This is a genomic window from Ktedonospora formicarum (assembly GCF_016587355.1).
GTDB classification, from domain to species: Bacteria; Chloroflexota; Ktedonobacteria; order Ktedonobacterales; family Ktedonobacteraceae; genus Ktedonobacter; species Ktedonobacter formicarum.
The window spans coordinates 193,566-218,253 of the sequence record NZ_BNJF01000004.1; the positions used below are offsets into that span (position 1 = coordinate 193,566).

Annotated in this window: 26 protein-coding genes; 19 read left to right on the forward strand and 7 right to left on the reverse strand. The window is 53.1% G+C overall.

Features of this window, described 5'->3' with window-relative positions; genetic code table 11:
• Window positions 1–202: 202 nt before the first annotated feature.
• Window positions 203–475 carry a hypothetical protein gene (locus K3T82_RS32430; protein ID WP_220197675.1) on the forward strand — a complete coding sequence of 91 codons (273 nt, stop codon included), beginning with the start codon at window positions 203–205 and terminating at the stop codon, window positions 473–475.
• A gap of 53 nt (window positions 476–528) precedes the next feature.
• Here K3T82_RS32430 and K3T82_RS32435 read toward each other — a convergent pair whose 3' ends face one another.
• The 5 genes from K3T82_RS32435 to K3T82_RS32455 all read right to left on the reverse strand — a co-directional run bounded on the left by K3T82_RS32435 (window position 529) and on the right by K3T82_RS32455 (window position 7,144).
• Window positions 529–909: a hypothetical protein gene (locus K3T82_RS32435; RefSeq protein ID WP_220197676.1), complete on the reverse strand. Its 381-nt coding sequence runs from the start codon at window positions 907–909 to the stop codon at window positions 529–531.
• A gap of 402 nt (window positions 910–1,311) precedes the next feature.
• Window positions 1,312–2,364, reverse strand: coding sequence for a HEAT repeat domain-containing protein (locus K3T82_RS32440; protein ID WP_220197677.1), 1,053 nt, complete (start codon window positions 2,362–2,364; stop codon window positions 1,312–1,314).
• A 519-nt stretch (window positions 2,365–2,883) separates the two neighbouring features.
• Window positions 2,884–3,645, reverse strand: coding sequence for a pentapeptide repeat-containing protein (locus tag K3T82_RS32445; RefSeq protein WP_220197678.1), 762 nt, complete (start codon window positions 3,643–3,645; stop codon window positions 2,884–2,886).
• Between the two features lie 36 nt (window positions 3,646–3,681).
• Window positions 3,682–3,846 carry a hypothetical protein gene (locus tag K3T82_RS32450; RefSeq protein ID WP_220197679.1) on the reverse strand — a complete coding sequence of 55 codons (165 nt, stop codon included), beginning with the start codon at window positions 3,844–3,846 and terminating at the stop codon, window positions 3,682–3,684.
• Window positions 3,847–4,354: 508 nt separating this feature from the next.
• Window positions 4,355–7,144: a hypothetical protein gene (locus K3T82_RS32455; RefSeq protein ID WP_220197680.1), complete on the reverse strand. Its 2,790-nt coding sequence runs from the start codon at window positions 7,142–7,144 to the stop codon at window positions 4,355–4,357.
• An 882-nt stretch (window positions 7,145–8,026) separates the two neighbouring features.
• Here K3T82_RS32455 and K3T82_RS32460 point away from each other — a divergent pair.
• The 7 genes from K3T82_RS32460 (at window position 8,027) to K3T82_RS32490 (ending at window position 13,766) form a co-directional block, all read left to right on the forward strand.
• A complete protein-coding gene (locus tag K3T82_RS32460) occupies window positions 8,027–8,965 on the forward strand; it encodes a hypothetical protein (protein WP_220197681.1) in 939 nt (312 codons plus the stop codon).
• Window positions 8,966–9,200: 235 nt separating this feature from the next.
• Window positions 9,201–9,845: a hypothetical protein gene (locus K3T82_RS32465; protein WP_220197682.1), complete on the forward strand. Its 645-nt coding sequence runs from the start codon at window positions 9,201–9,203 to the stop codon at window positions 9,843–9,845.
• Between the two features lie 231 nt (window positions 9,846–10,076).
• Window positions 10,077–10,298 carry a hypothetical protein gene (locus tag K3T82_RS32470; RefSeq protein ID WP_220197683.1) on the forward strand — a complete coding sequence of 74 codons (222 nt, stop codon included), beginning with the start codon at window positions 10,077–10,079 and terminating at the stop codon, window positions 10,296–10,298.
• A gap of 117 nt (window positions 10,299–10,415) precedes the next feature.
• Window positions 10,416–11,243 carry a hypothetical protein gene (locus K3T82_RS32475; protein ID WP_220197684.1) on the forward strand — a complete coding sequence of 276 codons (828 nt, stop codon included), beginning with the start codon at window positions 10,416–10,418 and terminating at the stop codon, window positions 11,241–11,243.
• Between the two features lie 140 nt (window positions 11,244–11,383).
• Window positions 11,384–11,755, forward strand: a complete 372-nt coding sequence (locus tag K3T82_RS32480) for a DUF3846 domain-containing protein (RefSeq protein WP_220197685.1) — start codon at window positions 11,384–11,386, stop codon at window positions 11,753–11,755.
• A gap of 161 nt (window positions 11,756–11,916) precedes the next feature.
• Complete coding sequence (locus K3T82_RS32485) at window positions 11,917–13,533, forward strand: hypothetical protein (RefSeq protein ID WP_220197686.1); 1,617 nt, start codon at window positions 11,917–11,919, stop codon at window positions 13,531–13,533.
• Complete coding sequence (locus K3T82_RS32490) at window positions 13,527–13,766, forward strand: carbon storage regulator (RefSeq protein ID WP_220197687.1); 240 nt, start codon at window positions 13,527–13,529, stop codon at window positions 13,764–13,766. The genes K3T82_RS32485 and K3T82_RS32490 overlap by 7 nt, the downstream gene beginning before the upstream one ends.
• 181 nt (window positions 13,767–13,947) lie before the next feature.
• Here the strand turns inward: K3T82_RS32490 and K3T82_RS32495 are convergent, their stop codons facing one another.
• Both K3T82_RS32495 and K3T82_RS32500 read right to left on the reverse strand, forming a co-directional pair.
• Entirely contained in the window at window positions 13,948–14,382 is a 435-nt protein-coding gene (locus tag K3T82_RS32495; protein WP_220197688.1) for a hypothetical protein, read from the reverse strand.
• On the reverse strand, window positions 14,379–14,702 hold the full coding sequence (locus tag K3T82_RS32500) for a hypothetical protein (protein ID WP_220197689.1): 324 nt from the start codon (window positions 14,700–14,702) through the stop codon (window positions 14,379–14,381). The genes K3T82_RS32495 and K3T82_RS32500 overlap by 4 nt, the downstream gene beginning before the upstream one ends.
• Window positions 14,703–14,856: 154 nt before the next feature.
• Here K3T82_RS32500 and K3T82_RS32505 point away from each other — a divergent pair, with 154 nt between their 5' ends.
• From K3T82_RS32505 to K3T82_RS32555, 11 genes are all read left to right on the forward strand, one after another.
• Window positions 14,857–15,738 carry a site-specific integrase gene (locus K3T82_RS32505; RefSeq protein ID WP_220197690.1) on the forward strand — a complete coding sequence of 294 codons (882 nt, stop codon included), beginning with the start codon at window positions 14,857–14,859 and terminating at the stop codon, window positions 15,736–15,738.
• A gap of 292 nt (window positions 15,739–16,030) precedes the next feature.
• Window positions 16,031–16,432, forward strand: coding sequence for an ArsR/SmtB family transcription factor (locus K3T82_RS32510; RefSeq protein WP_220197691.1), 402 nt, complete (start codon window positions 16,031–16,033; stop codon window positions 16,430–16,432).
• Between the two features lie 231 nt (window positions 16,433–16,663).
• Window positions 16,664–17,476, forward strand: coding sequence for a 3'-5' exonuclease family protein (locus tag K3T82_RS32515; RefSeq protein ID WP_220197692.1), 813 nt, complete (start codon window positions 16,664–16,666; stop codon window positions 17,474–17,476).
• The gene (locus K3T82_RS32520) at window positions 17,466–17,714 is read left to right on the forward strand and encodes a DUF2695 domain-containing protein (protein WP_220197693.1); all 249 of its coding nucleotides are present in this window, start codon (window positions 17,466–17,468) and stop codon (window positions 17,712–17,714) included. The genes K3T82_RS32515 and K3T82_RS32520 overlap by 11 nt, the downstream gene beginning before the upstream one ends.
• Before the next feature lie 99 nt (window positions 17,715–17,813).
• Window positions 17,814–18,698, forward strand: coding sequence for a hypothetical protein (locus K3T82_RS32525; protein WP_220197694.1), 885 nt, complete (start codon window positions 17,814–17,816; stop codon window positions 18,696–18,698).
• A gap of 103 nt (window positions 18,699–18,801) precedes the next feature.
• Window positions 18,802–19,620 carry a tetratricopeptide repeat protein gene (locus tag K3T82_RS32530; RefSeq protein WP_220197695.1) on the forward strand — a complete coding sequence of 273 codons (819 nt, stop codon included), beginning with the start codon at window positions 18,802–18,804 and terminating at the stop codon, window positions 19,618–19,620.
• A gap of 91 nt (window positions 19,621–19,711) precedes the next feature.
• Window positions 19,712–20,746, forward strand: coding sequence for a HEAT repeat domain-containing protein (locus tag K3T82_RS32535; RefSeq protein WP_220197696.1), 1,035 nt, complete (start codon window positions 19,712–19,714; stop codon window positions 20,744–20,746).
• A gap of 93 nt (window positions 20,747–20,839) precedes the next feature.
• Entirely contained in the window at window positions 20,840–22,429 is a 1,590-nt protein-coding gene (locus K3T82_RS32540) for an NAD(P)-binding protein (protein ID WP_220197697.1), read from the forward strand.
• A complete protein-coding gene (locus K3T82_RS32545) occupies window positions 22,426–23,007 on the forward strand; it encodes a hypothetical protein (RefSeq protein WP_220197698.1) in 582 nt (193 codons plus the stop codon). The genes K3T82_RS32540 and K3T82_RS32545 overlap by 4 nt, the downstream gene beginning before the upstream one ends.
• Before the next feature lie 292 nt (window positions 23,008–23,299).
• Complete coding sequence (locus tag K3T82_RS32550) at window positions 23,300–23,920, forward strand: recombinase family protein (protein ID WP_220197699.1); 621 nt, start codon at window positions 23,300–23,302, stop codon at window positions 23,918–23,920.
• 321 nt (window positions 23,921–24,241) lie between these two features.
• Window positions 24,242–24,490, forward strand: coding sequence for a hypothetical protein (locus K3T82_RS32555; protein ID WP_220198376.1), 249 nt, complete (start codon window positions 24,242–24,244; stop codon window positions 24,488–24,490).
• The last annotated feature ends 198 nt before the right edge of the window (window positions 24,491–24,688 follow it).

Genomic DNA, 24,688 nt, shown 5'->3' on the forward strand with positions numbered 1-24,688 from the left:
TATCCCATTTCGCTTTGAGTGCATAGCAGATGAGAGCACCTGCACATAGATCACGGTGATGCTAAACATGAATTGGGATGAATAATCCTAGTGGGATATAGCATTTCTTTTAAGGGAGTGTGCTGCCGTGGCTTCTGTGATTAAAATGGATCGTTCTCCTCACATATTGAGATAAAACATTCCTCATATCCAGGCATATTGCGTGGGTCCACCAAAACGTCTGCTCCGGCTAGTCAGAGACCACTGGTCTATCGAAAACCGTCTTCACCATCGCCGAGATGTGAGCTTGGGGGAAGATGCCTGCCAAACACGCACAGGCTCTCTTCCCAGTCTTCTGGCTCAACTGAATAGCACCGTCTTAATGCTGATGGATCGAGCGGGCGTTCGCAATGTCGCTCGACAGATGTGCTACTTTGGCGCTCATCTCGACCAAGCTCTTGCCCTCCTGCTCACCGGTTGTTGCTCAGTTTATTAGAATGGCAAGGCCCTGGCTGTTTTTCAGCTCCAGAGGATACCTCCTCTGAAACCTTATTCCGTACTCTCCTTGGACAAGGACTGGTCAACAGAGAGATGAATTTGAAGCGCGGAAATATCGGCCTGTTCAAGTTCAACTTGCGCATCAAGCATCAAATCTTCAAGTAAGCGCAGCCTGGTTTGAGCCTTTTCATACTCCTGACGGAGCCTCCTATGATACTTTGGATTGACCAGCAACGCTTCCCATCGGGGGATATTTGCGAGAATCGTTTCTACCTCTTCCGGTGTCAAAGGAGTAGTCCGAGCACAACAGTAAATGGTTTGATGCCCGCCGGGGAGGATCGTCATTACACAGCCTGCCGGACCATGACAATGGAAACAGCATGAGTGCTTCAGCACACCAATTTCATGGAGATGACTGCAACGAATAATCATAGTGTGGTGCCTCGCGTTCGCGCTCTCTTTTTCTACGCAACCTTGTCGAGCTAAAACGAACGGGCAATTTATTATAGCACAGTTTCGTCAAACGCACGCTCCTTCTCCATACAGCAGAGCTTTTCCATCTTCTAGAATTGGAAAGCCCTGGCCTGTATAAGTGCATCGGGTATTTCTGTTTGGGACATGGATAGATTGCCTTTCTTCTCAAATTGAAAGGAGCATATGCGTACTGTCACTTGTATTGGATCGGAAGCGCTCGCTTGCTTGAATACAGTCAACGTCTCTTTGAAGGGCGATGCAGAAGATACCAGTTAATGAAGGGTCTCAGGCCCCCAGTTTAGAGGAAGAAAAACGTTTCCCATGCTCTGACAGGCAAGATGGTATCTTTAAATTAGGTTTTTATTCTGTATTTTTGTTTTCATTAAGAAATTCATCTATGGTAAACTCCTTCCATGTATTTCCCACGAGCCAGACTACTTCTGGGTAATAGACGAGTGGCGGAAAACGATCTTCATACCCAGGCATATTACGTGGATAACGCTCAAATTTTCTTTGCTGGTATGCAATGACAGCTTGACGAAGAAAGGCATCTTGTTCCTCCACAGAGAGCTCAAAGTGAGTTTGTAAGACTTGCATTATCTGAGCAAGAGGATAAAACTTTGTCTCTATGGTCCCATTGGGCAATTGAGCAACGAGAGGGTGGTGAAAAATGTACACCGATCCTTTATGGCGTAAAATATTTTCATTAATCTCTAAAGTTCCATAGAGAAAGTATAATTTTGCAAGACGAAAATGAGCTGGTGGAAGAGGGAGTCTCGTAAGTGCTTCTCGTGCGCCTAGCTGACCAAGCGCATAGGCAAGTCGAGAGAGAAAGGGATCCCACCATATTGAAGCAGTGGTATCATACCCCTCAATTGTTGGGAACGAAGGAACACCCAAATACACACCTGGATTGGCTGCCATGGCCCAACATTGCCGAATAGCTTCGCATAACGGAGCAATGGCGTCTGGATTTCCCCAATCACCAAGGAGTAACGCGATCTCGAATCGGCGATCCATGTACCAATCGGCATCTTGAAAACCTTTATTATCTAACGTGTTGGGGTTGAGCAATTCTTCCAGAAGTAGGTGTTGAAGAAGAGGAAAAGCCATCGGTTCTTTAAGACGGCCTAATGAGAGCGTACTTATCCACCGCTCACTTCGTTTATGTGAGTGCACAAAAGGGAGCAGAAGAGTATATGCTTCTGCTGGAGCCAGGTACCTAAGTGCCGAGAGCACAAACAGTTTATCATGCATGTCTTCTTTTGTCTCTTGAAGCACTTGGGCAAGAATATCTGGTGTGAAACCTTTCCACCGCTGGAAAAAATTTTTAAAGATTACTTCCTGGTCTTCAACACCATAGATAGTCCAGGACGCATATGTAAATGCATCAGGTATGTTTGTTTGAAACATCAATATATTACCTTTCTTCGCGAATAGGAGAGAATGTACGTGTCGTCCTGCACTCCTACTGAATCGGGAAGCGTTCCATGGCTTGATTATAAGACGGTTGAGCGTCAGAGAGCGAAAGCCTGGAGTAGAGCTCGAGTAATTGCCACATCATGTGCCCTGAGTAGGGCTGGATCAGAGCATCATTCGGGTGGCAAGGATTCGCACTCATCGTTGTGGGTACATGAGCCACCGATGTCTGGCGGGACCTGTTGGTATTGCTATACTTGGCGGTGTAGTGGTTTGTTTTTTGACGGCCTGCGGTTGCAGGAGTCATACAACTTGTGGCAGTCTCTCCTGACTGGGAAGCGATTGTAGAAAGAAGGTTGCGTAGGAGCAAGTTCCAGCAGAATCAGTTATTCTTGCTCCTTGATGATTTTCTGTAGGGGAAGAAATCGGGTCATAAGTATCTCATCAGAGAGACCAATGTGTTTGAGAAAACGTTCTGAAAGGTCTCCTCCAGAGCGCACAAAGGTATCAAGATCAAGTGTCGAAGGGGCTTCGTGAAATGATTGCTTCGAGTCCCTGAGCGTGCTGCAAATTGGAGTTAGAGAAGGTCGTATTGCCGATGCGTGTGGCAGTGAGATTTGCCCCTTTGAAGTTTGTTCTAAACAATATGGCATCTTTGAAAGAGGCTTCGCTGAGATCAACATTGGTGAGGTCGACATGCACAAGAAGAGCAGCACTGAGGTCAGCATGTCTCAAGTTGACGCGGCAGAGAGAACAATCAGTAAAGGTGGCAAACATAAGGTTGACATTAGTAAGATCAGCATTGCTGAGATTGGAATTGCCAAAAGAAGCGTTGTGGCAGTCGGCATTTTTCAGGTTGGCATTGGTAAGGTCAGTATCATAGAGCCGGGTTTCAACGAGAGACGCACCATTCATCATAGTCTCTTTGAGGTCAGCATCGTCAAGACGAGCGCCAGTAAGATCAGCGCCAGTAAGATCAGCGCCAGTGAGATCAGCATTGCGGAGATCGGTATTGCTCAAATCAGCGTAGCTAAGATTGGAACCAGTGAGGTCAGCGTTGAAGAGATCTGCATTGCTGAGATGAGCATGGCTAAGATTGGCACTGGTGAGATCAGTGTAGCTGAGATCTGCATTGCTGAGATGAGCATGGCTAAGATTGGCACTGGTGAGATCAGTGTAGCTGAGATCTGCATTGCTGAGATGAGCATGGCTAAGATTGGCATAGCGAAGATCATGAACATTCCTGGGATCGAGGTCTGCACAATACTCGTCCATACCATGCCATTCTTCTCGTTGTTGTATATATTTCTTCTATGATGCGGCGCCCAGCCGCAAAAACATGAGGTGCTCTTCATCACTTTTCTTATCCCGGTTTTTATACCCTTCTTTCAGACGTTGATACTGCTCTTCTTGCCTATATTTATTCCAGATTTCAATACTTTGTCGCAATATCTTGATTTGCTCTTCATTTGCCATAGTTTTCCTCTTATTTTTCTTGTGTTATATAGCAGTATAAGTTATTCCTTCAGCAACATCAAGAAGGAGGACGGCTATGAAAGAACCGGGGACACTCCAGTAGACGGCAGGCCAATGCTCGATATTAAAACCTGCCGCTTCCAGAAACTCGTTGCACTCCTATTGAGGGAGCTGTAACTCATCAGACTTTTTTTGATAAATTGCCTTGATAACAAGCATTTCATGAAAGAGAAGCCCTTTCTAGAAAAGTAGGAAAAGGGGAACGTCAGAGAAGCGGAGGGCTGAAAGGCCGCGATAGATGCCTGCACCATGCCCGCGAAGCGCGGGGCCTTCATTTCGGTTTCGATGATGGTGTTTGCTCATACTGAGTACGGATAGACACGAATAGTTGCTCACTCTTCTCTTCCCCACAAGAGACGCAACCCAATACGTCTCTCTAAAATCACCTCCTCTTGCGTTGTCTCATCCTTGTTGCTCTGGGTCTTGCTCGACTGATTTTTTGCGGGTTTCATATGGCACCTCGTCTCGTGTGTGTTGGTGTATTGGTCTGGCTCATTTCCCCTGCGGCATTGTGTGCATTGTTGCTGGTGGATGTAACGTTGTGTCCATTGAAGTGGTTTTCTTTCTCAGACTCTTGAGCCTGATAGGCTTCAAGCCAAAGCGAGACATGGTCCTGGGTCCATAGGAGCCAATCATTGTCGGGAGAGTGACGCTCGATCACTTGGATAACCTCTTCCCCAGTCCCTGGATGCTGGGATGCACAGAGCTTGAAACGCTGGTGATCGATCTGTTCTGCAAGCTGAGAGGCTAGGTGGAAGAGAGGAGGCGAAAGCCGTGAGAGCGATACTTCAGGTGATTCTCTCGCCTCTGGATGGAGAGCCAGCCAAGCGAGATAGGCGTGCATTTCCCCATCATCGAGCGGTTCTTCTCCAGGACGGCCTGCGAGGGCATATTCAAGCACCTGGCGACGATACTGTTCATATTCCTGGGGAGTGAAGAGTGCACCATCGAGATCCACAAAGACCAGCCCGTGTGCCAGCATGCCTGCACCTGCTCCCTTGTTCCAGAATCGTTGCCGTCTCAGAGCATCCAGACACGCCCCATTGAGCACGAGCTCATGGGGAAGCGGACGGACATATCCCCGCACCTCGGCGTTTTGCTGACAAGCTGCGGCCTCCAGGACCATCTCCAGCGCCTCATAATTGAAGCCGAACTCAATCACCCAGCGCGCCCAGGCAAAGATGTCTGCTGGAGGCTCTTCTCCTTGCTCGCTATAGGCCCGATAGCGTGACAAGACCCAGCCAGCATTGAGCCGAGTGGGTTCATGTCCAGGATCAGGAAACCAGGTGCGTACCAGCGCATCTACAGCGGCCAGATGGAGGATCTCAGGCTGTTCATGGAGGCGTTTGAGATAGACGCCGGCCTTCTCGTTGCTCTGGCTGAAGCGTTGGGAGCAGTCCTGGGCCAGTTCTCGCAGATGGGCTGGTGACAGGTCACGCAAGACAGCACCGATTTCAGCCAGATGTTGACGCAGAGGAGAGCCTGATGTCTTGGTCACATCCTCTAGCATATTGCCAGATGCATGGGACTTTGGGAGCAGCTCACCTGGTGTTTTCTGCTCTTTTGCGACAGGCTGCCATGTCATGGCATCGGTCTGTCGTTCGCTCTGGTGCGTCATCTGCCTTTCTGGAGAGATGCTGTTGAGTGACGACATGGATGCGTGGGCGAGAGGCATCTCACTGATTCCAGAAACACGAGACTTTTTGTGAAAGGTATACGCGCGCCTCTTTTCTTCTTCACTTTCACTATTTTCACTTGTATTCCCTTTGAGTGAGTGTAGTGAATTATGTGAAAGAGTGAATTCACCGCGCGCGTGTGTATACGCCCGCGCACGTTGGGACTCATCAACAGGCGATGGCAGACCCTTCGAGGGAATGGTAGACCCTTCGCGAGATGGTAGACTTTTTGCAGGAATGGTAGACTCTTCAGAAGATGGTAGACTCTTCATGGAAATGGTAGACTCTTCAGAGGATGGTAGACCTTTCACGGAAATGGTAGACCCTTCAGAAGATGGCAGGCTTGTTCTTGTGTCAAAAGCAGACCTTTCAGAAGATGGTAGACCTTTGACGCTCCTGGCAATAGCAGACTTTTCGGAAGATGGTAGACCCTTCGAGGAGAAGGTAGACTTTTCGAAAGATGGTAGATTCTTTGGGGAAATGGTAGATTCTTCAGAAGAAAGAAGGAGATCGTTCGCACCATTCTTCGTCACATGGCGATGTCGTCCTTCTCTCTGGAATTGTCTTTCAGAGAGCAGATCCTGCAGAGAACTGAAACCAGTTGTGATCTGACGCTGGGTCCGTGTTCGTTGAGCAGGTGGTTTCTGATGCTGTTGATCCTCTTTCTGGTGCTCTTGCGTGGGCGGCGTTTCCTCAGATACAGGAGAATTTGTCGTGAAGGAAGATGCATCCCCACTCAGATGCGTTGTGAGAATCTGAATCATCTGAGCCTTGAGCGATGCAGGGACCGTGAAACCATACGTGTGCATCATCACCTGGGCCATCTCATGGACTGCGTGTGCGAGGTCCATCCCCCTGACTTGGAATGGGCTTTGGCGCTCTTGTTCCTCATCCTTGTGTTGCTCTGATGTCTTCTCGACTTGCCTTCGAGACAACTGCTGGTCCGTTGTCTCTGTGTGATGCTCATGACGAGAGGGAATGGACCTCTCTTGGTGAGGGAGAGCCCCCTTTGATTCCATGGGAGCAGCATCTGCTAACAACGCACACACACGCTGCAACGCCTGAGAGGATCGCACTTTGCGCCGCCTCTGGTGCAATTGCGTGATGAGTTCTGGCGAAGGATGGAGCCCAGGCATGCTCATCAGAGGTAGGTAATAGCATACGCCCGTCCCACGCTTGCGCCTGGGTTTGAGAAAGATACCAGCGGCGCAAAGAAGAGCGATGTACTTGGCTGAGGTTTCGTAACAAAAGGGCCATTGATACACTGGGTTCGTACAGAGCGCACGCACACCTGGAATCTGGACCACGACCACCTCGCTCGGCGCGTGTCCAGGTGAGAGCACCAGGCGCTCCATCTGTCCCAGGCGCACAAAGCAGGTCAGGAACGCATCCCCATTGATACTGCGCCGATCCTGGTCCGAGCCAAAGATGCTCCGCACCCGTTCTCGAAGTGCCAGTGGAAGATGCATACTTTCAAAAGGAGATCTTCTTGCCGAAGACATGACATGCTGAGGGGGAGCGGCCCCTCCTTCATGGAACGCGGTCTGTGTTCGTTGCATCATCTCTCGCTCCCAGTTGTAAAACTGTTTTACAACTCTGTTCTGAGAGACACGATATCCTCACCCCCTTCACTGCCAGATCCACATTTGTCGCCTCTCTTTACACAATCAAGCCAATCCATTGGTCGCAGGCAAGCCCGTTCTTCTCACGAAGCTGCTCGCCTGGCTTCCCTTTTCAGTGTACTAGAAATCGGGCAAAAATGGAACAAAAACGCATCCCAATAGTTCGAGACATTTTTGGACCTTTTCCTGTAAAAAATGTCTCGAACGTTCGAGATTTTCTGTCTTGCGGTCTCAGTATGTCGAGCAGCCTGCCATGCCGCTGGAAGGGGAGAAGGGAGTAATGTGTGTGTCACATTTGCGTGTGACACCATGCTCTGGAGGCGATACAAAATAACACGACTTGATATGGGATACAGTTAAAACCCATATTGACGAATACGCACTTCTTAGGTATAACTGGGGATAGTGATATGCTATTCGTCATTGGCACGAATAGATCCTGGCTGAGTTCAGGGCCGCTTTGTCGCTCCCCAAGGGAGGACAAGGAAGTGGGTCTTGTCACGACCAGAGCATGGCTCCGCTCTCTCGTCGCGGAGTCAGTTCTGGTGACCCACGAGTCTGCGGTGTGCTGTTGAGTCTCTCCGGCACACCGTGGACCAGTGACACTCCACGTGAGAGGTGTTGAGTCACTCCACCGACCATGTGGGATCTGGCGATCTTTCTCGGACAAGACGTGTCCGAAGTGTGTGATAGCCCGAAAGGAGGTGCAACCACCCCAAACAGAGCGTACGGCTCTCCGTGGACCAGCAACCTTTGTTGTCTGGTCTGTTGGGTCTGTCTCCTTTCGGCCTCATCGTTCGTTCGCGAAAGGAATCGAGCCCTATGAGTCGTGCATCCTCTGCTCCTGAGTGTCCCTGCGGCACCATCTGTACTGCCGAACGTACCCTGCGCGAGATGATGGAGACCATGGAACATTACCACCAGTTTCAGCGGGAAGATGTCTCCATAGCCACTATCTTGACTGACCTGGGGTATACAGTAACAGTGATGGACACCTGTCTGCACCACTGGTCTGAAGCAGTCCAGAGGTGCGAAACTGGCAGAGCCAACCTGGCACTTGGGACTGGAACGTATCTACGCCCAAACGTTCCAACGCGTGCTCTTGTCGAACGGGAAGAGCGTGCGCATCAACGATGGCAGGATGGCGAACGTCGGCAATGGGAACATCGCTTGAGACAGGTCAAACATGGCATCGCGTCTTATCGTTCCTATCTTGAGACGCTGCGTTCCCGGTTTCATCTGCATACGGAATGCCTCCCGCGCTGTCTTCACGGTCTTACTCACGTCATCGAAGAACGTGAGCTTCTGCTGGAGCAACTCTCGCAGACCCACTTCTCCAATCAGGAGATGCATGCTCGCTGGGAAGAGCAATGGGCGCGGGAGAGCGCACGTCTGGAGCATGAGATTGCACAGGTGCCTCATGCCTATCAAGCGGGACTTCAATTGGGGCAGAGTCAGCAGGTGCGTTTCATTCTCACTGGTAGCAACAAACCTGTCCCCCAGACGCACCTTCAGTCTCACTATACGCTCCGTGTCCTGGAGCGGCAACTGGACCTCTCATCACAACATGCTCGGCGTTTTCTGACCCTGCGGCGTGAGACCTGGACATTGTTTATTCAACGCATAGAGATCGAGTCACATATGACGGTCCTGACGACACTGCTGGAACAGTGGTACAAGCTCCAAGGCACACTTGAGCCACCAGCGTCCGTCGACCTCGCATCACTTTGTGCGTTAATCCTCTCGTCGTTTACCATCTAACGTTCATACCAAACACCAATGGATGAGGCACATGCAGCCTCGCCCATTGGTGTTTTTTGTGTCCTGAGTCCCTTGCTCCCATTGCGTTCTGCGCGGTGGGGCAAGGGCTTTTTTCTACCCGAAAGGAGCCAATGGTATGCAGCGTCACTGCTGTCGTAGCCCCCTCCGTATAGAGCTGTTTCTCACCTTCGACGTTTCTTGTTGTTGTGTTTTCTGCCAAAGGAGATTTGTTTGTATGAGATATCTGGCATCCAGGCGACCGGTTGGCTACTGGTTTGCGCTCATGCTCCTGCTGATCTGGTGCAGCCTGTGGTTCTCGATGGCCCTTCGTGAAGGGATGCGTCACACCTTTGTGGTTCCACTTCTGGAACTCGTGCTTGCCCTTGCCGATCTGATAACCCTGGTAGTGTTTATGCCCGTGCTCATCATGCTAGGAAGACTGTGTTGGCTGCGCCTCTCGTCTTCCAATGAGGAGAAGCTTGAGGCACACGGAAGCATTGATCTGCTGCTGATGGGAATCACTATGTACGTGCTCTGGAAGGTGTCACCCACCCCGAGTCAAATGATGGGATTACTCACGTGTCTTGGTTTCTGGTGGTATCTGCGTGGGCGTATTGAGGAGGTGCGCTTGCTTCAGGTGCTGGGCGGACTGTGTTGGCTCTGGACCCTGCTTGTTGCCATTCTCCTCCCTCAGACTCTCTGGATCTTTGCCTGGTGTACGAGCATGGCGCTGACCATCTGGATCACACTTCTACTTGTTGGTGGACGACTCTTCTGGCAGTGGCTGCAAGGCAGAGACCCGGGGCGTGCATCGCGAGGATCTGGGCCGCAGGCTCACAGGCAAACCAGACCGCTATACCCCTCTCCTCCTCACGAATAATGCCTGTGCTCCTCTTCTTACCGCCCCGACAGGAAGATGAGAGATCCTGCCGGGGCTTTTTGTGTCCAGGGCGCTCATCCTTGCTCGCATGATGGCGGGTGAGCGCTCGCTTGTGTACAGCACCACGAAAGGAATGGTTGTTATGATCCCCCCACATCTTCTGGCTCGCTTTTACATGCATGTAGAAGGCCACTTTCTGCCGACCAGATTCATCTGCCAACGGTCCTCTCCTTGCTCAACCAGGCGCTGGGATCTGATGGACTGATCATTCCACGGATTAGTGCCTCCCCTATCACCCAGGTTCGGTGGACGCGCCAGGGACCAGTCCTCACTCTGCTGTTAGAAGATGCTTATGGAGAGGCTCACCTCGCCTTTCGGCCCATCACCACGCGTGAATGGGTGAGCCTGATCCAACTCACCGGAGTCATGTCCCAATATATCGCGTTAGGATAAACGTTTGCGGAACGTCCTTCCGCATCTATTCGTGGGCAGCAAAAAGCACCCATTGTACTGCAATACAATGAGTGCCATGTCTTTCTGCCCACTTTGCATGAACGAAAGACGGTGAATATGTTTAGGATAACATCATTACAGGATGTTTTCAATGGGGTCCTGCCTCAGCATGCTGATGATTTTCGGACGAGGCAACGCCTCCAACTCTTGCGAGACTATCGACAACGTTGTCCTGAGACGATCTACGGAGATCGCCAACTGTTGTGGTGGTGTCCATCATGTGCTTCGGCCTGGTGGCAAGCCGATGGCATCGTTGCCCTCCATCTCTCAGATGAGCGACTCGTCCAGATCGGGCATCGGTTACATGCGCAGGTGCCCCGTGATGGAAGCATTCCAGCATTCCCCAGGCGGCAGTGCCCTGAATGTGTGGGTGCGATCGTGAGCATTAAGGTCTACCCCGGGCCCCTGGGATGCCAGATTTTCTGGCAATCGTTGCCACATGCCTCCACTCCTCCTGAGATGGGGAAAGAGAGCACACTCTTTGCGCTCCTCGAAGTATCACAGGAAACAGACCAATCATTGGATGCCATCGGCAAGCATCTACTGACCTGCCTCACGGATGAGCCATGTGAGCTTGACGCTATGGCTATCCAGTTGGATTGGGCGCACCATATGCTTCCTCTCCCTCGGCAAGATGAATGCCACCCATTGACTGCTGAGCACCTTAGATGCCTTGCCCACTTTGAGCTTCCTGCGCCAGGGGGTGAGTGGAAGGGGTTCCTCTGGCAGCCTCCACAGAGGTTGAGGTTGTCCCCATTCCCTCTCATCCTTCTGCTGGCAGCTATTCAGCCCACCCAGATGCCGTTTTCCATCTTTCCTTTGTATACCCGCTGGCAGGATCTGCTTCCTCGTATCATTGCAATGACTGGCTGGACGCTCGAATGAATGGACGCCCTCTGGTGAATATGCCAGATCACCACCATAGATGCTTCCTGCTCCCATGCCTCTGCTTTTGCATTCATAGGCGAGCCCATCACATCGCGTGATGGGCTCACCCTTCATTTTTGTCGAAAGGTTGAACACATATGGCTTTCTTGATTCCTGCCGACTCAACGCAATTGATACGTTGGGTGGCTCCCGAGAATGGACAGCATTTTCATCTGCCCCAGTTGCGAACGCTCCTCTCCTGCGACATCATCGAGATTTGCCAGCTCCCAACGCCCTCCCTTATCCTTGTCATCGACGATGAGGGCAAGTTCGCGCCCAGGCCTCGCAACGAGCGCGCGACGCGTCTGGTGGGCTTTGCTCCACCCAGCCAGATCGTGACGCAGATGCTAGCCCTGCGAGAGGCCGGGGTCCACCTTATCTGGACGGGTGAGACTCTAACGGATCTGACCACTGAAGTTGATTGGATTGCTGGCGATGCCCTGCTCTGCTGCAGTGAAGAGATTCGTTAGCGAATCCGTGTGGGACCAGGCGCCTCTCTGTATTGGTCCTTCCTCTGCCCTTCCTCATCAACCTCAATGATGACCATCATCCCGCCACCTGTTTGCAACGGAACGTCCCGGTGCGAGGAGGTGGCAGGTGTGGTTCTGTTCTGGAAAAGGAGTTTCCTTGTATGTCATCTTTCTTGTCACCAGGCTGGTATCGCGCCGTCCGGGTGCCCTCATCGCATGAGCAACGCACCCTCTTTACCTTCTGCGAACGCCTTCTGTCCACGCTTAGCTGCGTGGTCAGTGTGGTTACCTTTATGACGGAAGGCAACCAGTATGCTGTGATCTATAGCCTCACAGAGATTCCTTCATCAACTGACCAGCAACGCATCGAGCAAGTCTTTCTTCCCTATACGCCCTTTGTGACCCTCCCTGAGGCCATCCTTGATGCGCTACTGCGAGAGCGAATGAGCAAAGACTATGAGGTCATGCAATCTGCTCGCCGTCAACAGATGCTCACAACACACACGCCGCATCTCATTTCCTATGAGATCCCAGAGGATGAAGCATCCGACCCGGTGCAAGAATCATCATCGCTTCTTGCCTCGGTTCGGACGCTCCTTGCCGAGGGGGTTCCTTTCATTGATGTGTATGCCATGACACTCTCCACCGAGCATTTCCATCCAGGTACCCTTTTTCCCCGACGATCATCTCAACCACTTGCGGCAATCGCCAAACGCTTGCTGGAGTATACGCAGCTCTGGCGTGTGAGTGCCTCGGCGCACGCTATGCACCAGGCACTGCTACGCTATGACCAGGATGTGTGTACCGCACAGGGATGGGAAACCCCGGAAGCACTGTTTCCTCACTATGGAGCATTGGTGAGCGATCTCTTCCAGCAGGAGCCGCGCCTCTGGATCGAATATGAGGAGCCACTGCAAACCTTGGTGGGAACGGTGAAGGCCGTGCTTGTGCATCCGGGGTATCTGGAACGCGAAATTAATGATGTGCTCAATCCATCCCAGGATCTGGAGACGTGGATCCAGATGCATGCGTTGCTGGGACGAGCCCACCAACGCTGCCAGATGAAGGTCATCGGGGAGGATACGACCATTTTACTGACGCTTGGCTATGATAGCGAACTCAATTGCTGGGTCTTGCCACAGGATCTGGATCTCATTACTGCCCAGGAATGGATGCAGTGGCTTGCCATGATGCACGGCATGATGCAGAAACGCTATGCACGCAGTCCCCAGGAGCCTGACTTCCCTGTACAGCAGGTAACTTACCAAACCAAAGAGCGTGTCCCGCGTAAACATGGCTGTGGAAAGCCAAAGGAGAAATGGGTGAGTCACACGCGCACCTACACCCACCTGCGCTATGAGGTCTCACTTCAGCAGGACGTTCCATCCTCGCCTGAGACCATCGAGCAAGCGCACGGAAAGCGAGGCAACTGGCTCGCCGAGGCTCGTCCTGAGGATCTGCTCTATGAACGGCGCACCATAGATCCCTATGTGCGAGCCTATCCCAGGCGTAAAGATGGGACACGCCAGGAGGGCAAAGTCTCGGTGCACTATCATGAGCCCAAATGGGTGGTTCTGCTCCGACCCGAGAAACGCAAGCGCCGCGTGATCAAACAGGCGGTGGCACACACCTATCAAGCACAGGAACCTCAGCCAAGTAGTATAGGAGGCGTAATGCAATCAGGTCCACTTTTACCGCCAGATGCGATCATGTTTGTTGCGGATCTTGATCCTGTCAAGGAATCAGAATACGAAGGAGAAGGAGGAAATGCATGCTAGTTCTGCGTCGAAAGAAAGGTGAAACGGTGGTGATTGGGGGCTCTATCCTGGTGCGAGTCCTTGAGGTCGAGGGTGACCGCGTCAAACTGGGCTTTGTTGCGCCACCTGAGGTGGTGATTGTACGCGAGGAACTCCCACGCAGCTTACCGTCAGTACAGCCAGAAGCCACACAACCACCCACCGAACATCTCTCTCCATCACCTGAAGATCTCTCAGACACGCATCAGCCATAGCCATCCTCCTCATGTATAGCTGCTGTAAAAGACCCATCGAAGTAAGACAGATTCTCTCGTATCGCTCAGCGCTTAGAGTCCGAATAATGGAGTGCAAAGGCGGTGTGAGCCTCATACTCACTGCATATAGGTGCGATGTCGCTGTCAGGAGGGGGAGGATCGCCGCCTAAACAGTGATGAATCAATCCATACAGTATGGAGTCTCGTAGGTACCTCGTCTGGCTTGGTAGGGAATGTCGCACGCATAGCGGCTGAACCAATTACAGGCATGATCGGGCAAACGTTGCTCTACCCATTTGTATTGAAGGAGGTGTTCAAGACAAGAGAGAGTCATACCCACAGGAGTCCAACCAATGAGGCCCTGAAGCCACTCGATAGCTTGATAGCCATTGGTGTGAACTACCCCCATAAGTATGATGCGCATCGCAAATAAAAGGAGGTGCTTCGGTCCTTCGTGAGTTACTGTTTCCGCTTTCCCACGATCATCGATGATAGCTCGTCTCATCACAAAAGGCCTGAGACGCACACAGTTGAGTGATACAACCAGCAAGTTTCCGGTCATTGACTCGATCAATTGCAGGGAGGCAATGAGCAACTCCTCATCATCCTCTCTCAATTGGTATCCTTCTCCGCCGTATTGAGGACGCCGGAAAGATGGTATGCATACAACCACACCATTGATACCTCTACGTATGTAAAGCCCATCGCTTCTTCCCAATCTCCCTTCTGTTCAGCTGTTGTTGGAGAGAACTCCCTTGCGGCGCCACCCATCAGGCCAATGTCTGAGAGGGGGTCTGTTGCTGGAGCACTCGATGCACCATGCACCATGCCCGGGTGAGATACCCCCTTTCCTTGGGTGGTGTGAGCCTCATGCTCACCGCGCGAGTAACGCATGGTGAGCATGTATGCCGGGTGGCGTGACTGTTTAGAGAGCAAATCTTCTCGTCACGCCACCTGCAGACACGAGGTCTCGTAGGCACCTCGCCTGACTTCTCAGGCAACGTCGTACGCACAACAGCTGAACCAACCACCGATTGGAGTCGGGCGAGCCTTGCTCTGCCCATTTTTTCCAGAACAGGAGGGAATCATCATGGGACGTGCGCATCGAAAAAGCCTGATCAAGGAAGCCCTGGAGCGCTTCGACAGCCTCATGGCAATTGGAGAGAGTCGGGGAGAGGCCAAAGCGCGCCGCCGTCGATCTGGGGAATCGACCTGGGCGTTCTCTACAGGCAGGATCTTGTCGTACAAGACACGCTCCGTCTACCAGGAACAGGTGCTGCAGTTCCTCAACTGGGTACGTGCATGCTATCATCTCAGCCGCTTACAGGATATCGATCGGCGTGCTGAGGAACTGGCGTGCGCCTACCTGCGTGAGCGTGTCGAAAAGGGCTATAGCCCATGGACGCTTGCCACCGAGCGGAGTGCGTTGCGCCTCTTCTTCTCAACACCAACGCTGGCTCAACATGTGACGCTGCCAGCGCGCAGACGGGATGCTATTCGTCGTTCACGTCAGCCTGAGCAGCGTGTGGCGTCGTTCCAACCAGCCAACTGGCAGCCCTTGCTCACGTTTCTGGATGCCACAGGGCTAAGGCGGAGAGAGGCGCGAGAGGTTCGTGTATCGGATGTGCTTCTGCTACCTGATGGGCGCATCCAGGTGTGGGTCTGGCGTGGGAAAGGAGGAAAAACGCGCTATGTCCCAATTCTTGCTGGGAAGGAGAGTCAGATACAGGCAGTCGTGCAGGGGCGCGCTGATGAAGAGCGGATTTTTCCCCGGCTCCCGTCACACCTGGACATCCACGCCCATCGCCGCCGCTATGCACAGGCTCTCTATCAACAGTTATCGGGTCGCCCTTTGCCTCCCACCTTGGGTCGTCTGCCTGCAGGCTCCGTAGATCATGAGGCAGTGCTGGCCGTCTCACGAGCGCTTGGGCATAACCGTGAGGATGTCGTGCTCACGTACTACCTCCGGTAACCGTTGGGCAAACTGAGCGAACAGTGGTTTCATCCATGAAGAGGTACAGCACCCATTAAAGGGTGCAACTAAACTAAACTACTACGTGTCTTCTCAGGCACCATGTGCCCTTCATAGTGCCTTGTTGTATCGCCCTGGTGAGTCTGTCTCACCAGGGTATTGTTGTGTTCTGAAAGGAGAGGCCCCTTTGATCATTCCTCACGTGCTTCGATGTCGTGGGCCACCAGCAGACATGCTTTATGAGCACGACATCGAAGTGAAATTTGCGAGATTGAGAAAGGAATTCTCACCGATGAACCATGATGAACAACTACCCCAACTTATCCTCCTTCCCACATCGATGACCACCCCCGCGTCTGGAGAGCAGGACCATGACGACAGGATGAACGAGGAAATGGATCGCGCCGCCAGGCAATTGAAAGCCCTGGCAGATCCGGTTCGACTCCACCTGTTACAGATCCTGGCCCAGGTACATGGAACCCTCTGTGTCTCGGAGGTGGTGAAACGCTGCACGCTCACACAACCAACGATCAGTTGGCACTTGCGCATCTTGCGTGAGGTGGGTCTTGTTGGGGTGACCAAACAAGGGAGGTACGCCTATTATCACGTCAAAGCAGAGACCCTGGCTCAGGTTCGCCATCAACTTCTGCTCTTAGAGCAGGAGACACAGCGCGTTCTTGAGAATCCCTCGTAACAATAAAACGTCCCCTCAAGGGCAAAGTGTTGCAAACGCACCCTTGAGGGGACTTTAGTGTATGGGAGGACCTGCACCAACAGGTCTTCTCATGTATGAGCACAATATACCTCACCGTGAGGGGCAACGCAAGAGGGTCTATCTTGTGAGTCCCTGATTGTAGGATTCGAGATACTCGCTTGCCATCCCCATCATGGTGAGGTGCTTGTGCTCAAGGAGAAATCAACACGTATGTCATTTCATGAGACCGTAGAAACCATCCGTCGGCTGCTCCTCGAAGAGCGGCAGAGCCATGAGATACTTGCTCCTCATGAACGCGCGCCACTTGCATCCTGCGAGCAGCGACGGCGGCGTATCAACGACCTGCTGGCTCAACTTCCTCAGCGGGCAAAACAGGACATTGCCGCTCTCTACCAGGCCATGGCTTCCCTGCCCCATATCCCATCCAGCCAGGAGATTGAATGGGCCAGAGGCGTGCTTGCCCTCCCCAATCTCGCTATCCTGGAACTCGATATGACCAACCTGTCCACTTCAGCCTTCATCCTTCGGGTGACCCTGCTGAATGGGGTGGGACAACTTGTGGACGATCTTCTCGTGCATCCACCACACGTACCGTCACAGGTCGCACTCGACCTGGCTGGGATCACAAAGGCACAACTTGCCACCGCATCCGCTCTGGAGACTGTCTGGTCACACATTCAAACCACCCTCACAGGCCGGTATGTGATCAGTTTTCTGCTTGAACCCTATCGAGATCGCTTCATGGATGAGGCCCGACGCCGCCAGCTTGTCCCACTGACCATGCTTGGAGCGTCGCTTCGTCCCCATTGTGGAGCGTACTTTGGCGAGATCGGCTATGGGTTGGAAACCCTGTGCTCCCACATCGGGGTTCCCCTGCCACAACCACCCGCACGAACCAGCCACCATCGCGCCTATCGACAGCTTCAAATTCTGCACACCATGGCCCAGGGAAAACTGCTGTGGCATGAAGGCTCTGCGCAAGCGTCCCAGCAGCCCGTACAAGGAGGAGCGTATGAGCAATAAGGTACCACCCTTTCTCAGCCAAGCAACATTTGATGTCCTCTTCACCTGGCTCCAGGAACGATGCAAAGAGCGGCACACGCTCTCAGGCGTCCACTACACCTGTGCCCATACATTCGAACATACCCAACGCTGGCTTGAACAGAACGGGCTTGAGGCCGACGCCTACCTCGCCCATCTACGGGCACACCACATTTCCTGTGATTGTGCCATCTTACAACGGCTGACCGATTGGCCGTAGAAAACACCCTCTCACATCTGTCTATTCTTGACCCTCGTCTTCTCTTCTTTTCCAGAGGAGGGAGCGAGGGTCTTTTTTCTGCACAAAGGAGATGCACCGATGCATACATCCACTCTTATGACCGTGTTCATGCAGTTGTTTCTGCCAGCCATGCACCAAGCGCATCCACTGGCCCCAATCTGTCGGGCCATGCAGGATGTGTCAGATCCTGAGCAACGATACCAGGCATTGCGAACGCTTGCCACAGGCGCTGACAGCACACCGCTGCAACAGGCCGCTGCTCTGCTCCTGCTCTCTGAGGAACAACGGGCGCAGGATGTCCTCAAATCGCTCCTGCAGGACGCCGCACATCAACTCCAATCTACCTTGAGGCTTGCGCATGTGTTGCTTGCCTGCCTGTGGTGCGAGCAGAGCAAACCCCAAGAAGCGCTTTCCCGCTGGCATGCTGGACTCCAACATCGAGCCTTCTCACACGATGAGGCCATCATGCAACGAGTCGGTTTTCACCCTGGCACTGCCATACTCTGTCGTTGTATTGCCCAAACTCTGCTCAACCCCTCTGTGGATGCCTACCACAGATGCCGAGAGGCGCTCGTGTGGCGACCTGGGGACCCCTCATTGTTGGTATTACGTGCCATAAACGCCATCACACTCAGCGATGAGGCTGAGGGCAGACATGCTCTGCGTCTGGCAGAGACACAGATGCGGGCACTTTCTACACCTTTGCCGCCACACGGAGCAGAGATTACAACACACCTGCTGGTCCCCACACTCATCGCATGGATGAGCAAACGCCAGGGCTCGACACTGCTTCAACGCTACGATGACGCCATCGAGTGGCTTGAGGACACACAGCAAGATAGCGAGGAAAAGGTGGCATTGCAATCCCCCCTTCAGAAAGAGCGAGCCTTGCTGCGGGTCCTGCTTGCACAGCAGACCCACGCACGCCTTCGCACCCTTCAGGAGTGTCTCCGCCAAGCCTGATCTTGTTCCTACAGACACCATCCACTGCGTGACCCAAGGCTCAGGTCCCCTCAGCACGTGGCCTGCTCCTTAGGGTCTGTAGCCTTATGAAAGGAGTGTCTTCATGCAAGACACAACCCATCTGGGATATGTCCTGGTATCCATCTTCCCGCTCTCACCTGATCACCCTCTCCAAGAGGTCCTCGTGGCCCTCTCGGCTTCGGGACAGGTCAACCACACGGCACTGCACACCCTGCTTCAGCACGCTCACGAGCCCATGGTCTCTCCCTCCACCGAGGCCACACGCCATCTCACGCGGGGGGCAGCATATGCGCTCCTGGGAGAAGAGACCCTGGCTCGCCATGAGCTTCTGCCGCTCTTGCATCATGCCTCTGACCTGATGCAGACACTCGCAACACTGCTTCTTGGGCTGTTGGAGATGGTCCAGGAGCAGTATCTCCTGGCATCTGAGCATCTGGGAACAGTGTTGCAAGCCTACCAACGCGACGCCACGCTCCAAGCCCATATCGCGTATCCCGTGCTCGTGTGGGTGATGGTCTCCACACTCATCAGTCTGTCTCGCTGGCAGGAGGCACACGTTCTGCTGACCGAAGCCCTGGAGGTGCTTTCCCTAGAGATGGAGAGCACCTCCACCTATCGACCAACGCTGGCAGAGCTCTATGCCCAACGAGGCGTCGTGCTCACCACGATGGGATGCCAGCACCGTGGGCTTCTGGCTCTGCACCAGGCCATCGCCATTGATCCCGCGAACAACCGGCTCTATAAGGTTCGCGGGCTCCTGTATATGAAACTCGGCTCCTGGGGTGCGGCATTCGATGATCTGTGGCGGGTGCTGTGCCACGATTCACAGGATGAGGAGTGTGCCGATGCCCTGGTGAATGTGTTGGAGCGGCTTCAGGCATCCGCACCACATCAACAGTGATTTTTTTCTTCTCCTTCCCACAACCAGCCAGCCTCAAGGTTCACCCCTCACGAGGTTGGCTTTTTTTCTACCAGCAGAAAAGGAACCTTCCATGCACTGTACGCTGTTGCATACACATCTCGCCGTGGAGCTCTCTGCGGCCTCGATCCCGCAAGAGAGCCCACAGACACACTTTGTCGCAGGATCAGACGACTTCTCTATGCTCGCGGAACCACCACACATCAGGCTGGGCACCATGCATTACCCCGCTAATGGGGAGCCGTTGCCACCAGTGCTGCTCATCGAGCAGACGGAGATGGATAATCCAACGCGGTCTCCAGCAATCATGAGATTCCTGGGGCAACTCATTTTGACGCCAGAGATGCTGGGAGAGCCACTTTGGCTGACCTTCACTCGTGAAGCATTGACTTACTGGCAGCAGCAGGCGGCGGAGAGCCCGCTGCATCAGCAGGCGATGCGCCATCGCACGCAAGGGCTTGACGCACTCTTCCATCTGCCTCTGGAGGGGCTTCCATCGTCCGTTCGTGAGCAGCAACAACGAGCAATGTACTACTTTGCGCCCTTGCTCTCATCAGCCGGGGAGGAAGCAGAAGAAATGCTTCGCCTGCTGTCGCATCTTTCCCGCCTCAAGCCGCATTGGAGACCTGTGCCCTGGCTTTTTGCGCAGCTTCACCATCTCGACGCCATCGTCAGATCCATCAGCGCGCAACTGCAGCTGCCTCTTGCACATCTGCTTCCTTTCGAGCGATTGGATGCGATTGCTATGCATGCCGATGTGCCTCAACGAGTATTAGCACTCCATCTCATTGGGCACAGCCTGCGTCCAGAGGCAGAAGTGGTCCTTCTGAGCACGCGGTGGCTGCATCATCCCCTCGTTCGCAGTGCCTCATTGGAGGCATTGGTGGCGTGCCAGGGATATGAGTCCGATCTGCTTGCCGCGCTCGAAACAGCGCTGTGCGATAGGCATGCGCTGGTCCGCTGGACTGCCGCCTGGCATCTGGCGCATCTAGTTCTGCCTTCTGCAATACATCATGTACTCCTAAGCAGGTGGATGCAGGAACCAGATGCGCTCATTCGGTGCTTCCTGCATCTATCGTTCTTGCGCTCTGTGCGCTGGCTCTCGTGAGCTGTCCCTCTAAGGGAGAACTGTTTTCCAAGCCCCCTGGCTTCATCATCGTGTGAGGTCAGGGGCTTTCTTATGTGAAAGGAATCTTGTGGTATGAATGAAGGCTTTTCTCTTACGATCCCTGCTATTGCGGCCCTCAAAACATGGTGCCCATCTGATGAAGACCTCTTTGTTTCCCTGGTGCATCAGATACTCCTTGAGAAAGGAACGAGTGCCCATGCAGCACAGACCTTTGCCTCTTTGCCACCATCCCTCTTGCAAGGGTGGCTCCATCACCTCAATGGATGGGGAACCATGCAGCAGGCAACCATGATCAAACAACGGCTCGCTGTCGTTGCCTCTGCTTCCCAGGCATCGCTTCCTCTCACCTATGAAGGCAACCGTGTGCAAAATCGCCTGATCGATGTTGCCATTACGGAGAGCCCAGAGCACCAGCAGGAAGGGATGCGTCCCTTCATCTGGCGAGGAGCCGCCAGTGCGTACTGGCATGGAACCCTCGCTGTCACCGGGACCGCACTTGCGCAGGTACCCATCATCATCGGAGCAGGGGCCGCAGGGCTTCTGCTGACGCATGCCTTACGGCGCTGCGGTTTTACGCAGGTCCGCATCCTGGAAAAAGAGGAGCTCCTTGGCGGAGTTTGGCGTACAGACGCGCTCAGAGACGCTACTCGCGCGAACCCCTTCCCAGTGGCGCTCCATCAACAGACGCTGGGAGCAGCCCCTGGACGTGGAGAAGAGGTGCTCACCTTTTTACATGCGCTTGCCAGGCCGTTCCCTCCCGCTCATCAAGGAACCTGTTATGGCATCATTCCTGGCGACCTGAACCACCGAATCTATTATCGCGACCGACAAGGAGAGCAGGAGATGGTGGTCCCTATCGTCATCAATGCCATCGGAGTCGGAGAGCCACTACACCCACATCGTCCTGGCAAGATGCACACGGATGTCACACCAGAACAAGCGGGGAGGCGCTGGCAGCATACGCTGACCGAAACAGAGGTGCGCAGATGGCATGGGAAAGAGCTTGTGTTTGTTGGGCTCTCGAATGCCACCTTCGCCATGCTCTCACAAATCCAGCGCTGGAACCGACAAGGAGCACACATTGGCTACCGAGTCCTGACCCATTATCCCGATGTCTCTCTGGCGAACCCGACACAGCGGGTCGAGCATCATGGCACGACGTACCACTTCTACCGGAGTATTGAGCGCACACACTTGCTGCGAGTCGCCGGAGACCTTGCAGAAGTCGATCAGGCATTTCGTGAAGCTCGTGATGGAGGGCACATTCTTTCCCATGTCACGGCCTGGCAGCGAGGGCACCAGACCATACAAGCCACCTGTGAGGATGGCTCGCAACAGGAGATCACCTGCGATGAACTGTACACCCTCATTGGCTATGGACCACAAGCCTCCTTGCTGGAGGAAATGGGCCTTCACGTCAATAACCACTACCTGGGAGCGGTAGACATGGATTACGATGGAGAAGCACATCGTCCTGATGCAACCAGCCCGTATGGGCGAGAGCGTGTCTCTCCTGGATACTTCTGCTTCGGGATCAGGAATAGCTTTAATCCCAACGAGGTGCTACTCAATGGGTTGCTTTTTCGCCTACCCCAGCTCGTGGCTAGCATCGTGCTTCGAGCGGCGGAAGTGACCGCTCGTCAGCAAGGAGGACGAGTATGAGAACGCTCTTGTATCTGGTTGAGGAGCCTGGGCGAAAGGCGCAGTTGGTCCAGATCGATGAGAATGTGCTCATCAATAGCCGCTGGCTCCCTACGGGACACTATCAGGTGGAGATCAAGCACAAACTTCCTGGTGGCGTTCGCTTTCATGACGGGATCAAACCCGCCTACGATGAAGAGCAACTGCTTCACGATCTGGAGCAGAAAGGCTTTTTCTCGGCGCGCCCGTTTACCGTGCGACGTCTCTATGATCCTAGTTGCGATGCCTGTACGGCAACCTTGTATGTCTCGTTCTGTCGCGTCTATGGGCTTGATCCCGTTGGGCTGTTTCGGCAAGCCTACCCTTCTGCTCCGGGCGCACCATTCATCGACCCTCCGTTTCCCCTTCTGGAGCGTCTTGCGCAGTGGGAAGGCATTTCCATGCCTATGGTATGGGGTCGAACCAATTTTCATCATCTCTTGCGGCGGGCTCAAGCCACAACCACAACTCGTCACCTGCCTCACCCAGACACCCATTGGCAAGCGTCTGCGATGACACCTCCATCTGAGCTGTCCAGAAGAGGCAAGCTCCCGTATTGAACCTCATCTTCCATCTCATTGACCCAGCGCTCCTTCCTGCTTTTTCGTCAGAGGAAGGAGCGCTGGGTGTTGTTGTTGCATCACACGAAGAAAGGGAGAAGTGAATCACACACAATGGAAGAGGCGCAGAAGTAGGAGAAACGTCGAGAATGAGCCGAAACCGGGCCGGCCCTGTCTATGCCATAACAGCCATTATCACACAGACAATTTGGCCTGTGTTATACTTGGTATCACCTAGACAGATTGTCTAGGTTTTGTGGGAGAAAGCAGGTTAAGAGGAGACAGCTCAAAAATGAGCCAGACCATCGCGTATTTGAGGACATCCACCGATAAGCAGGATCTCAACAACCAAAAACTGGAGATCCTGGAATGGGCCAGAAAAAAAGAGGTGAAGATAGACGAGTTTGTCGAAATCACCATGTCGTCACGCAAAACGAAGAAGCAGCGGCGCATTGAAGAAGTCCTGGAGATGCTAGCCGACTCTGATATGCTGATTGTCACTGAGCTCTCTCGTCTGGGCCGCAGCACAGCGGAAGTCATCGCCCTAGTCAATGAACTGGTCGCGCGCAATATCAGGGTGATCATCCTCAAGCAGAACCTGGATATCTCCCAACATGATATGCATTCCAAAATCATTATCACCCTCTTTTCGCTCTTTGCAGAGTTAGAACGAGATATGATCAGTTTGCGGACTAAAGAGGCATTGGCGGCCAAAAAGAAACAGGGCATCACGTTGGGCAAACCGAGGGGCACACTCCAGAAAAGCAAATTTGACGCCGATCTGACGCGCATCCAAGAACTTCTCAAGTTGGGACTCTCGGTACGTAAAATCGCCACCTTTTTGGGATATACGAACCATCACGCGCTTAATACCTACATTACCAAACGCCAACTTCGCGAACAAAGCTCATAGGGGCCGAAGCCGGGAAAAATGGCACGAAAAAATGTTATCACCCCAATACTGGAAAGCGGTGGGCTAGGGGAGAAGGCGAGATGGATTGGAACGTGGTTGGAGGGTAAGGAGACTCTTTATGCATGTTTGCTATTCAGATCTGCATTTTGCCTTACCGGCACGTCTCGAAGCTGAGTGTGGTGCAGGCAGGGATGATCACTGAGGGACACTTACTATGTAGTATCTGAGCCACCTGGAAGAGCATCTTTGGCATGGAACATCTCTTTGTTAGGATGTTTCTCTTTTACCATAGCTTGGCAGATGCACCACTGAGGAGATATCATGAACAAGAGAACAAACATTGCCCTCCTTTTTCTCGGCAACCTTCTCCTTCTGATTGGCTTTTTCTTTTTACCCTTGTACGTTCTTCCTTATAATAATCACGGGAATCTTTTAAACGGCCTCTCTGCGTGGAATCTTTTAAACGGCCCCTCTGCGTGGAATCTTTTAAACGGCCCCTCTGCGTGGAATCTTTTAAACGGCCCCTCTGCGTGGAATCTTTTAAACGGCCCTCTGCGTGGAATCTTTTAAACGGCCCCTCTGCGTGGAATCTTTTAAACGGCCCCTCTGCGTGGAATCTCATGATCTTTCCCTTCATCACTCAACCGAGCCCTCAACTCGGAGCATTCCTTGTGACTCTTCCTCTTTGGCTCCTTGCTGCACTTATCATTTTTGAGGTAGGAGGAGAAATGTGGACATTGTGGCGTCATCAAAGGATTGCTCCTCATC